This window comes from Actinosynnema sp. NPDC023658, from assembly GCF_040639995.1.
Taxonomy (GTDB): Bacteria; Actinomycetota; Actinomycetes; order Mycobacteriales; family Pseudonocardiaceae; genus Actinosynnema.
In genome coordinates, this window is the sequence record NZ_JBFAAX010000200.1 from 1 (window position 1) to 9,998 (window position 9,998).

Below are 9,998 nucleotides of genomic sequence, written 5' to 3' on the forward strand. Positions count from 1 at the left end.
GCTCCGCCGCGCCGACCGCCTCGGAGTCGGCCACGCCTCCCGCGCGCGGTGACAAGGAGCCGACGGAGACCGCCGGTTCCGCCGCGCCGACCACGACCGCCCAGGGCCGCCCGGCCCCGGCGCTGGAGGGCCAGCCGGCGACCACCACCCCGGCCGCCGACCCGTCGACGCCGGCCGCCGACCCGTCCGCGCCGCCGGCCGAGGAGCAGAAGCCGCAGGTCGACTGCCGCGCGGTGTTCCAGGGCCAGTACTCCGACGACCCCACCAAGGCCATCGAGGAGTCCCGCACCTGCCGGCAGGACCCGCAGCTGACCACCCTGGACGCGGAGACCGTGTCCCAGGCGCTCAACGCGTTCACCTGCCCGACGATCGACCCGCTGATCGGCAACGACGACCCGGCGCTCCCGCTGCTGACCTGCAACCAGGACCGCACCGAGAAGTACGTCCTGGCCCCGGTCACCCCGCCGACCGACGGCAGCGTCAAGGACGACGACTTCAGCCTGTACTCGCGGCTGACCGGTGAGGACATCGACAACGCGGTGTCCGGCACCGACCCGCAGGGCGCCGGCTTCGTGGTCGACCTGACCTTCAAGGGCGACGGCGGCAAGAAGTGGGGCCAGTTCACCTCCGCGAACGTGTCCCAGCAGGTCGCGGTCGTGCTGGACAGCCAGGTCGTGTCCGCGCCGAACATCAACGAGCCCATCCTCGGCGGTTCGACGCAGATCAGCGGCAAGTTCACCCAGGCCGAGGCGACCAGCCTCGCCAACGTGCTGAAGTACGGCTCGCTGCCGCTGTCGTTCGAGGCCTCCGAGGCCGAGACGGTGTCCGCGACCCTCGGCCTGGCCTCGCTCGAGGCCGGCCTGATCGCCGGCGGCATCGGCCTCGCGCTGGTGTTCGTCTACTGCCTGTTCTACTACCGCCTGCTCGGCGTGCTGACGATCCTGTCGCTGGCCCTGTCCGGCGTGGTCGTCTACGCGGTGCTGGTCCTGCTCGGCCGCTGGATCGGGTTCACCCTCGACCTCGCGGGCATCGCGGGTTTCATCGTGTCGATCGGTATCACCGCGGACTCGTTCGTCGTGTTCTTCGAACGGCTCAAGGACGAGGTGCGCGAGGGCCGGACGTTCCGGTCCGGCGTGCCGCGCGCCTGGGTCCGCTCGCGGCGCACGATCCTGTCCGCGGACGCGGTCAGCTTCCTCGCCTCGGCAATCCTGTACGTCATCGCCGTCGGCCAGGTGAAGGGCTTCGCGTTCACCCTGGGCATGTCGACCGTGCTCGACCTGGTCGTGGTCTTCCTCGTGACGCACCCGCTGGTCAGCATGGTGTCCAAGTCCAAGTCCCTGTCGAGCCCGAGGCTCTCGGGCCTGGGCGGGGCCGTCCAAGCCGCCGTCAACGACCGCGCGCTGTCGGGTGCGAAGAGCACCGCTGTGAAGGAGGTCTGACGTGGCCGAGACGAAGAAGGCCGGCGTTTTCCAGCGGCTCTACGTCGGCAACGGCGCGTTCGACATCGTCGGCAAGCGCAAGCGCTGGTACCTGCTGTTCGGCCTGATCCTGCTGATCTGCCTCGCGTCAATCGTGTTCCGGGGCTTCAACCTGGGCATCGACTTCACCGGTGGCACGCGGGTGCAGCTGCCCGCGACCAGTTCGTCGGGCACGATCAGCGTCGACGCGACCCGGGACGCCTACGAGAAGGCCCTCGGCAGGGAAGCCGCCGCGGTGCAGACCGTGGGCACGGGCGACGCGGCCACCATCCAGATCCGGTCGGAGGCGCTCAACGCCGACCAGGTGGCCAAGCTCAAGACCACCCTGAACGACGACCTCAAGCCCAACGGCGGCACCTCGGCCATCAGCGACAGCGCCGTCTCCGCCTCCTGGGGCGGTGAGATCACCAGCCAGGCGCTGATCGCGCTCATCGTGTTCTTCATCGCGGTGATGATCTTCCTGGCGCTGTACTTCGAGCTCTCGATGGCGATCGCCGCGCTCGTCGCGGTGCTGCACGACGTGGTGATCACGGCGGGCGTGTACTCGCTGGTCGGCTTCGAGGTCTCACCGGCCACGGTCATCGGTCTGCTCACCATCCTCGGCTTCTCGCTGTACGACACGGTGGTCGTGTTCGACAAGGTCCGGGAGAACACCCGCGGCCTGCTCGGCCTGACCCGCCGCACCTACGGCGAGGCCGCGAACCTGGCGGTCAACCAGACCCTGATGCGGTCGATCAACACCTCGTTGATCGCGCTGCTGCCGGTGCTGGGCCTGCTGGCGATCGGCGTGGGCCTCCTCGGCGTCGGCACCCTGAAGGACCTGGCGCTCGTCCAGCTGACCGGTATCGCGATCGGCGCGCTGTCGTCGATCTTCATCGCGACCCCGGTCGCGGTGGACCTGAAGATGCGCGACGCCCGCTACAAGGCGCAGGCCGCGCGGGTGCAGGCGCGGCGGGACAACCTGGCCCGCAAGGCCGGCGGCGAGGCCGTCACCGGTGGCGACATCATCGAGTCGACCGACGACGAGTCGGTGGCCGCCGAGGTGCGCAGGGAGAAGGCCATGGCGGCCGCGGCGGGGGCACCCGCGCGGACCGGCAAGGCAGGCGACGCGCGGCGCCGCCCGACCGGCAAGAAGCACCGTTGAAGCTGGACCGCGCCCTAGGGCTGCTGCGTGTGGTCCCGGACTTCCCCCGACCGGGGGTCGTCTTCCGGGACCTCACGCCGGTCCTCGCGGACCCGGACGCGCTGCGCGCCGTGGTCGACGCGTTGCAGGACAAGATCCACCCCGACACGCAGGTGGTGGCCGCGATCGAGTCGCGCGGCTTCCTGCTCGGCGCCGCGCTCGGCTACGGCTGGCACTACGGCGTCGTGCCGCTGCGCAAGCCGGGCAAGCTGCCGGCCGTGGCCCACCGCGTGTCGTACGACCTGGAGTACGGGTCGGCCACCCTGGAGCTGCCCGCCGAGGCCGTCGTGCCCGGTCAGCACGTTGTCGTGGTGGACGACGTGCTGGCGACCGGCGGCACCGCGGCCGCGGCGTGCGAGCTGGTCGAACGCGCGGGCGGTGTCGTGACGGGCATCTCGGTCGTGCTGGAGATCCCGGGTCTGGGTGGTCGGGAGCGCTTGGCGGGCCGTGACGTGAACGCGCTGCTCACCGTGTGACGTTGCGCTTCGGTACGTGACTTTGCGTGTCGGGTTGTGACAGTGCGTGTTGTTCATCACTGTTCACGCTGGTGAAACGTGGTCCTGGAGCGACCGGTCGGGCTGAATGACAGGTGCTGCTCACCGTGTGAACCGCACCGCTCATCGGGTCGTCGACGAGGTCCGTCGCGCAACGGAGTTATCCTCGGTTCCTAGACCCGAGGAGCGTGGTTGAGCCAGGACACCGAACCCGCCCAGTCGTCGCAACCCGTGCCCGCACGGCCGCCGTCCGCGACGAGGCGCGTGCGCGCGCGGTTGGCACGTCGGATCACCGCCCAGCGCGCCGCGCCGGTGAAGCAGGTGCTCGAACCGCTGGCCGCCGTCCACCGCGACCTGCACCCGAAGGCCGACCTGGCGCTGCTGCAGCACGCCTACGACGTGGCGGAGGAGAAGCACCGGCCTCAGCGGCGCAAGTCGGGCGACCCCTACATCACCCACCCGCTCGCGGTGGCGACGATCCTCGCCGAGCTGGGCATGGACACGACCACGCTGGTCGCCGCCCTGCTGCACGACACGGTGGAGGACACGGACTACTCGCTGGACCAGCTGCGCGTCGACTTCGGCAACGAGGTCGCCCTGCTGGTGGACGGCGTGACCAAGCTCGACAAGGTCAAGCTGGGCGCGGCGGCCGAGGCCGAGACCATCCGCAAGATGGTCATCGCCATGGCCAAGGACCCGCGGGTGCTGGTCATCAAGCTCGCGGACCGGCTGCACAACATGCGCACCATGCGGTTCCTGCCGCCCGAGAAGCAGGCCCGCAAGGCCCGCGAGACGCTGGAGGTCCTCGCCCCGCTGGCGCACCGCCTGGGCATGGCCACGGTGAAGTGGGAGCTGGAGGACCTGGCGTTCGCGATCCTCCAGCCGAAGAAGTACGACGAGATCGTGCGGCTGGTCGCGAACCGCGCCCCGTCCAGGGACACCTACCTCGGCGGCGTGATCACCGAGCTGTCCCAGCAGCTGGAGGGCGCGCAGATCAAGGCCAAGGTCGAGGGCCGGCCCAAGCACTACTACTCGATCCACCAGAAGATGATCGTCCGCGGTCGGGACTTCGACGACATCCACGACCTCGTCGGCGTGCGCATCCAGGTGGACGAGGTCCGCGACTGCTACGCCGCCATGGGCGTGGTGCACGCGCTGTGGCAGCCGATGCCCGGCCGCTTCAAGGACTACATCGCGCAGCCCCGGTTCGGGGTGTACCAGTCGCTGCACACGACGGTCATCGGGCCGGACGGCAAGCCGCTGGAGGTGCAGATCCGCACCTACGACATGCACCGCACCGCCGAGTACGGCATCGCGGCGCACTGGCGGTACAAGGAGACGCGCGGCACGCACAGCGGCAAGGGCGTCGAGGTCGACGAGATGGCCTGGATGCGGCAGCTGCTGGACTGGCAGCGGGAGGCCGCCGACCCCGGCGAGTTCCTGGAGTCGCTGCGCTTCGACCTGGCCGCGCGGGAGATCTTCGTCTTCACGCCCAAGGGCGACGTGGTCACGCTGCCGACGGGTTCCACGCCGGTGGACTTCGCCTACGCCGTGCACACCGAGGTCGGGCACCGGTGCATCGGCGCCAGGGTGAACGGACGCCTCGTCGCGCTGGAGCGCAAGCTCGAGAACGGCGAAGTGATCGAGATCTTCACGTCCAAGGCCGAGGGTGCGGGCCCGTCCCGCGACTGGCTGTCCTTCGCGGCCTCGCCGCGCGCCAAGGCGAAGATCAAGCAGTGGTTCGCCAAGGAGCGCAAGGAAGAGGCCATCGAGGTCGGCAAGGACGCCATCGCGAAGGAGGTCCGCCGCGTCGGGCTCCCGCTGCAGCGGCTGGTCTCCGCCGACTCGATGGGCGCGCTGTCGAAGGAGCTGCACTACCCCGACGTGTCGGCGCTGTACGCGGCGGTGGGGGAGGGGCACACCTCCGCCCGGCACGTGGTGCAGCGGCTGGTCGCGCAGCTCGGCGGGGTCGAGCACGCCGAGGACGAGCTGGCCGAGCGGTCCACGCCGTCCACCGTGGCGCGGCGGCGGGTCACCGGTGACGCCGGTGTCATCGTCAAGGACGCGGCCGACGTGTGGGTCAAGCTGGCGCGCTGCTGCACGCCCGTGCCCGGTGACGACATCCTGGGCTTCGTGACCCGCGGTGGCGGGGTGTCGGTGCACCGGACCGACTGCACGAACGCGGACGAGCTGCTCAAGACGCCCGAGCGGTTGCTGGACGTGGAGTGGGCGCCGTCGTCGTCCTCGGTGTTCCTGGTGGCGATCCAGGTGGAGGCGCTCGACCGGCACCGGCTGCTGTCCGACGTGACGAAGGTGCTGGCCGACGAGAAGGTCAACATCCTGTCGGCGTCGGTGACGACGTCGCGGGACCGGGTGGCGGTGAGCCGGTTCTCGTTCGAGATGGGCGACCCGAAGCACCTCGGTCACGTGCTCAAGGCGGTGCGGAGCGTGGAGGGCGTGTACGACGTGTACCGGGTGACGTCGGCGTCGTAGCGGGTCCGGATTTTCGATCGCGGGTCCGCAGACCGGCAACCGCGGGTCCGTGGTTGCCGGCCCGCGGTTGCCGGTGCCGGCTGTCGGTTCGTGGTTGTGGGTGCCGGTTGTAGGTCCGTGATCCGTGGGTGCCGGCTGCACGTGGGTTCGGGGTGCGTGGCGGTGTGCCCCTGACCTGGGTCGCTCGGGACCTGATGGGTTTCGACGGGGGCGCGCGCGTCAGCGAAACGTCATCGCGTGATGCGACCATCCGGCATGTCGGCCTTCGCGCCGACGGGGAAGACGCAGGGGCCCGACACCCCTCTCCCGGGTGTCGGGCCCCTGCGTGTCCGCCTGCCGGCTCGGTGGCCGGGTCGGGCGGGAGGCGGGTCGGCGCTAGGCGACCGTCACCGACTCGAACTTCACTTCCTTGTTCGGCTTGCCGCCACCGGGCGACGGGTCGAACGAGCCGTCGTGGCCGGCGCGCGCCACCTCGTCGATCAGCTTCAGGCCGGCCTCGTCCAGGCTGCCGAAGACCGAGTAGTCGGGCGACAGCTGCGCATCGCCGTAGACGATGAAGAACTGGCTGCCGTTCGTGCCCTTCTTCGTCGTCTCGTCCGTGCCGGCGTTCGCCATGGCCAGGTAGCCGCGGCCGTAGGTCAGCTCGGGCCAGGTCTCGTTGTCGAACGCGTAGCCGGGGCCGCCGGAGCCGGTGCCGGTCGGGTCACCGCACTGCAGCATCTGCAGGCCCTCGGTGCCGATGCGGTGGCACGTGCTGCCGTCGTAGTAGCCCTGCTTGGCCAGGCTGATGAAGCTGTTCACCGCGCACGGCGCCAGGGCGCGGTCCAGGGTCAGCTTCAGCTCACCGATGTTGGCCTTGATCGTGGCGGTCGCCGTGCCCGACGCGGGGGCGCCGGCCTCGGGGGCCTTCGTGCCCTCCTTGGACGCGGGCTCGGTCGACGGCCGGTACTCGCACGTCGCCGGGTCCGCGAGCGGAGTCGGACGGGTCGGCAGCGCCTTGACCTCGGTCGGGATCTGGATCGGGGCCGGGGTGGTCGAGCTGGCCGCGGCGTCGTCCCCGCTCTTGGAGAAGTCGGTCGTGGCGAGGAAGTACGCACCGCCCGCGACCACGACGACGACGACCGCCGTCGCGACCACTGCGATCACCCGGCGCCGCTTCGCGCGCTCCGCCCTGCGGACGAGCTGGCGTTCCAGCTTCCGCTTGGCCTGCTCGCGGCGCTGCACGTTGGTCGGCACCTGCAACCTCCCTGATCTCTGCGTCGACGGCGACGATCGGTGAGCAGTCTAGGGGGCGCGTATATAGCCGGCGTATGCCGGATAGGCTGGTGAGGGGGTCCACAGGGATCCGTTGTCGATCCGTTGCCGTCGAGAGGTGATCCCGTGCTCGTGATCGGGTTCCCGACCGGCGCCCTCCAGGCCAACTGCTTCCTGCTGGCCACGGGTGCCGGCGGGCCGTGCGTGGTGGTCGACCCCGGCCAGGACGCGGCCGAGCCGATCGCCGAGGCGCTGCGCGAGCACCGGCTCTCCCCGGTCGCGGTGCTGTTGACGCACGGGCACTTCGACCACACGTTCTCCGTCGCGCCCGTCTGCGACGGCAACGACATCCCGGCGTGGATCCACCCCGACGACCGGGAGATGCTGGCCGACCCGCTCAAGGGCATCAGCGCCCAGTCGAGGGCCTTCTTCGGCGGCGACCTGGAGATGCGGGAGCCGCGCGAGGTGCGCGAGCTGATCGACGGCGCCGAGCTCGACCTGGCCGGCCTCCGGCTGACCGTCGACCACACACCGGGCCATACCGGCGGGTCGGTGATGTTCCGCGCCGGCACCGAGGAGGGCGGACGGCTCGTGCTGTCCGGCGACACCCTCTTCGCCGGCTCCATCGGACGCACCGACCTGCCGGGCGGCGACCACCGCGAGATGCTGACGTCCTTGCGCACCAAGGTGCTGACGTTGGCGGACGACACGGTGGTGCTGCCCGGCCACGGGCCCACGACGACCATCGGCCGCGAGCGCGTGAGCAACCCGTTCCTGCTGGAGCTGGGCTCACCCGACGACGCGCCGGCCGCACCGCACCGAGGACTGTGAAAACCGTGACCACGTTCTCCGCCCCCAAGGGCGTGCCCGACTACTTCCCGCCGACCTCCGCGCAGTTCCTCGCGGTCCGCGACACGCTCGTGGAGTCCGCGCGCCGCGCCGGCTACGGCTACATAGAGCTGCCCGTCTTCGAGGACACCGCGCTGTTCGCGCGCGGTGTCGGTGAGTCGACCGACGTGGTCAGCAAGGAGATGTACACCTTCACCGACCGCGGCGGCCGGTCCATCACGCTGCGGCCCGAGGGCACGGCGGGCGTGATGCGCGCCGTCATCGAGCACGGCCTCGACCGCGGTCAGCTCCCGGCGAAGCTCGTGTACGCGGGCCAGTTCTTCCGCGCCGAGCAGCCCCAGGCCGGGCGCTACCGGCAGTTCCACCAGGTCGGCATCGAGGCGATCGGCGTGGACGACCCGGCCCTCGACGCCGAGGTCATCTCGGTGGCCGACGCGGGGTTCCGGGCGTTGGGGCTGACCGGGTTCCGGCTGGAGATGACGTCGCTGGGCGACTCCACGTGCCGCCCGCAGTACCGGGAGAAGCTCCAGGCGTTCCTGGCGAAGCTGCCGCTGGACGAGGAGACGCGGCGGCGGGCCGAGCTGAACCCGTTGCGGGTGCTGGACGACAAGCGGCCCGAGGTGCGGGAGCTCGTCGCGGAGGCTCCGCTGATGGTGGACAACCTGTCGGCGGAGTCGCTGGCGCACTACGAGCAGGTCAAGGGCTACCTGAACGACCTCGGCGTGAAGTTCGTGGAGAACCCGCGGATGGTGCGCGGCCTGGACTACTACACCAAGACGACGTTCGAGTTCGTGCACGACGGGTTGGGCGCGCAGTCCGGCATCGGCGGCGGCGGGCGTTACGACGGGTTGATGGAGCAGCTGGGCGGGCAGCCGCTGTCCGGCGTCGGGTACGGCCTCGGTGTCGACCGGGCGTTGCTGGCGTGCCAGGTCGAGGGCGTGACGCCGGGTGAGGCGTCGCGGTGCGACGTGTTCGGCGTGCCGCTGGGAGAGGTCGCGAAGTCGCGGCTGATGGCGTTGTCGACGCCGCTGCGGGCGGCCGGGGTGCGGTTCGACCTGTCGTACGGTGGCAAGGGGCTCAAGGGTGCGATGAAGGGCGCCGACCGGTCGGGTGCGCGGTTCGCGCTCGTGCTGGGTGAGCGCGACATCGAGGCCGGGGTCGTGCAGCTGAAGGAGTTGGCGACGGGCGACCAGCGTTCCGTGCCGTTGGACGACGTGGTGATCTCCGTGCGGGAGGCGTTGGGCCGGTGAGCGAGCGGATTGCCCTGGACCTGCTCGACCCGAAGTCGGTGCGCAAGCGCGCGCGGACGGTGGCCATCGGTGCGTTGATCGTGGCCGCCGCGTTCGGTGGGTTGCTGGGCCTGCTCGCCGGCCGGACGGCCGGGTTGGTCACCGCGCTGGTGTTCGCCGTGCCGTTGTTGCTGTTGGCGTGGTCGGAGGCGCGGCGGCGCGTGTGGCTGGAGGGCCACGTGCTGTCCGTGCGCGCCTTCGGCACGCGTTCGGTGGACCTGCACACCGCCGATCAGCTGGACCTGCTGGTGACGGACGTGCGCGGGGCGCGGACGGTCGGGTTGTTCGTGCGCGGTGGCGGCAAGGCGATCAACCTGGCGTTGGCGATCTACGCGGGCACCGGTGGTCGGGAGCAGGGCGTGCTGCCGCTGCGGAAGCTGGCCGACGTGCTGGCGGGTCGGGGTGACGCGCCGGGGTTGGTGTTCTCGGAGTTGGTGGTCGCGCAGCTGCGGGCGGAGGCGCGGGGGCTGGCGGCGGCCGACCGTCCGCTGTACCGGCTGGGGTCGATGGCCCCCACGGGTCGGTTGGCGCAGAAGCTGACGCCCGAGGCCATCTCCCGCTTCGTCTCCACCCTGGACCAGCCCTGACCCGCCCTTGACCAGCGTGTCCTACGTCCGGGTCGTGCGTGTCCTGCGTTGAGAACGCGAGAGTCCTACGTTCGGAGCGCGAGAGTCCTACGTTCAGGACACGTGAGTTGAACGCTCAGGACGTGGTTGGTTGGAAGGACAGAGAGAAAAAGAGGTCCTCGCCGGACGGGCAGGCCAGCAGGATGACGGGGAATGCGGCCCGTGCCGTTCCAGCGGGGCGGGGTTCGTGTCATCCCGCCGACCTCCACAAGGGCAACCACACGCGTCAAGGGGGCCGTTCCAGCCCAGGGTGCGGTGGGGAGGGAAGTGCCCCCTTGACACGCGCGGTTGGGCGTACCGAGGTCGGGGGGATGTCGCGAAGCCCTAGGGTG

8 protein-coding genes are annotated in these 9,998 nt (G+C 70.7%); 7 read left to right on the top strand and 1 reads right to left on the bottom strand.

Annotated features, from left to right (window positions below; genetic code table 11):
* From secD to AB0G02_RS20535, 4 genes are all read left to right on the top strand, one after another.
* Nucleotides 1-1,439: protein translocase subunit SecD (gene secD, locus AB0G02_RS20520; protein WP_360796712.1), on the top strand; the 1,439-nt coding region annotated here is incomplete at its 5' end.
* A gap of 1 nt (nucleotide 1,440) precedes the next feature.
* Entirely contained in the window at nucleotides 1,441-2,622 is a 1,182-nt protein-coding gene (secF, locus tag AB0G02_RS20525; protein WP_360796715.1) for a protein translocase subunit SecF, read from the top strand.
* Nucleotides 2,619-3,137 carry an adenine phosphoribosyltransferase gene (locus AB0G02_RS20530; protein ID WP_360796719.1) on the top strand — a complete coding sequence of 173 codons (519 nt, stop codon included), beginning with the start codon at nucleotides 2,619-2,621 and terminating at the stop codon, nucleotides 3,135-3,137. The genes secF and AB0G02_RS20530 overlap by 4 nt, the downstream gene beginning before the upstream one ends.
* Before the next feature lie 210 nt (nucleotides 3,138-3,347).
* Nucleotides 3,348-5,648 (top strand): bifunctional (p)ppGpp synthetase/guanosine-3',5'-bis(diphosphate) 3'-pyrophosphohydrolase, encoded by a 2,301-nt coding sequence (locus tag AB0G02_RS20535; RefSeq protein ID WP_360796722.1) that lies wholly within the window; start codon nucleotides 3,348-3,350, stop codon nucleotides 5,646-5,648.
* A 375-nt stretch (nucleotides 5,649-6,023) separates the two neighbouring features.
* On the opposite strand, the gene AB0G02_RS20540 is transcribed toward AB0G02_RS20535, so the two are convergent.
* On the bottom strand, nucleotides 6,024-6,884 hold the full coding sequence (locus AB0G02_RS20540) for a peptidylprolyl isomerase (RefSeq protein WP_360796724.1): 861 nt from the start codon (nucleotides 6,882-6,884) through the stop codon (nucleotides 6,024-6,026).
* A gap of 144 nt (nucleotides 6,885-7,028) precedes the next feature.
* Here AB0G02_RS20540 and AB0G02_RS20545 point away from each other — a divergent pair, with 144 nt between their 5' ends.
* From AB0G02_RS20545 to AB0G02_RS20555, 3 genes are read left to right on the top strand one after another with little or no spacing between them, the layout of a single operon-like run.
* Nucleotides 7,029-7,733 carry an MBL fold metallo-hydrolase gene (locus AB0G02_RS20545; protein ID WP_360796727.1) on the top strand — a complete coding sequence of 235 codons (705 nt, stop codon included), beginning with the start codon at nucleotides 7,029-7,031 and terminating at the stop codon, nucleotides 7,731-7,733.
* A 5-nt stretch (nucleotides 7,734-7,738) separates the two neighbouring features.
* Nucleotides 7,739-9,001 (top strand): histidine--tRNA ligase, encoded by a 1,263-nt coding sequence (gene hisS / locus AB0G02_RS20550; protein ID WP_360796730.1) that lies wholly within the window; start codon nucleotides 7,739-7,741, stop codon nucleotides 8,999-9,001.
* A complete protein-coding gene (locus AB0G02_RS20555; RefSeq protein ID WP_360796733.1) occupies nucleotides 8,998-9,627 on the top strand; it encodes a hypothetical protein in 630 nt (209 codons plus the stop codon). Before hisS ends, AB0G02_RS20555 begins: the two co-directional genes overlap by 4 nt.
* Nucleotides 9,628-9,998 lie beyond the last annotated feature (371 nt).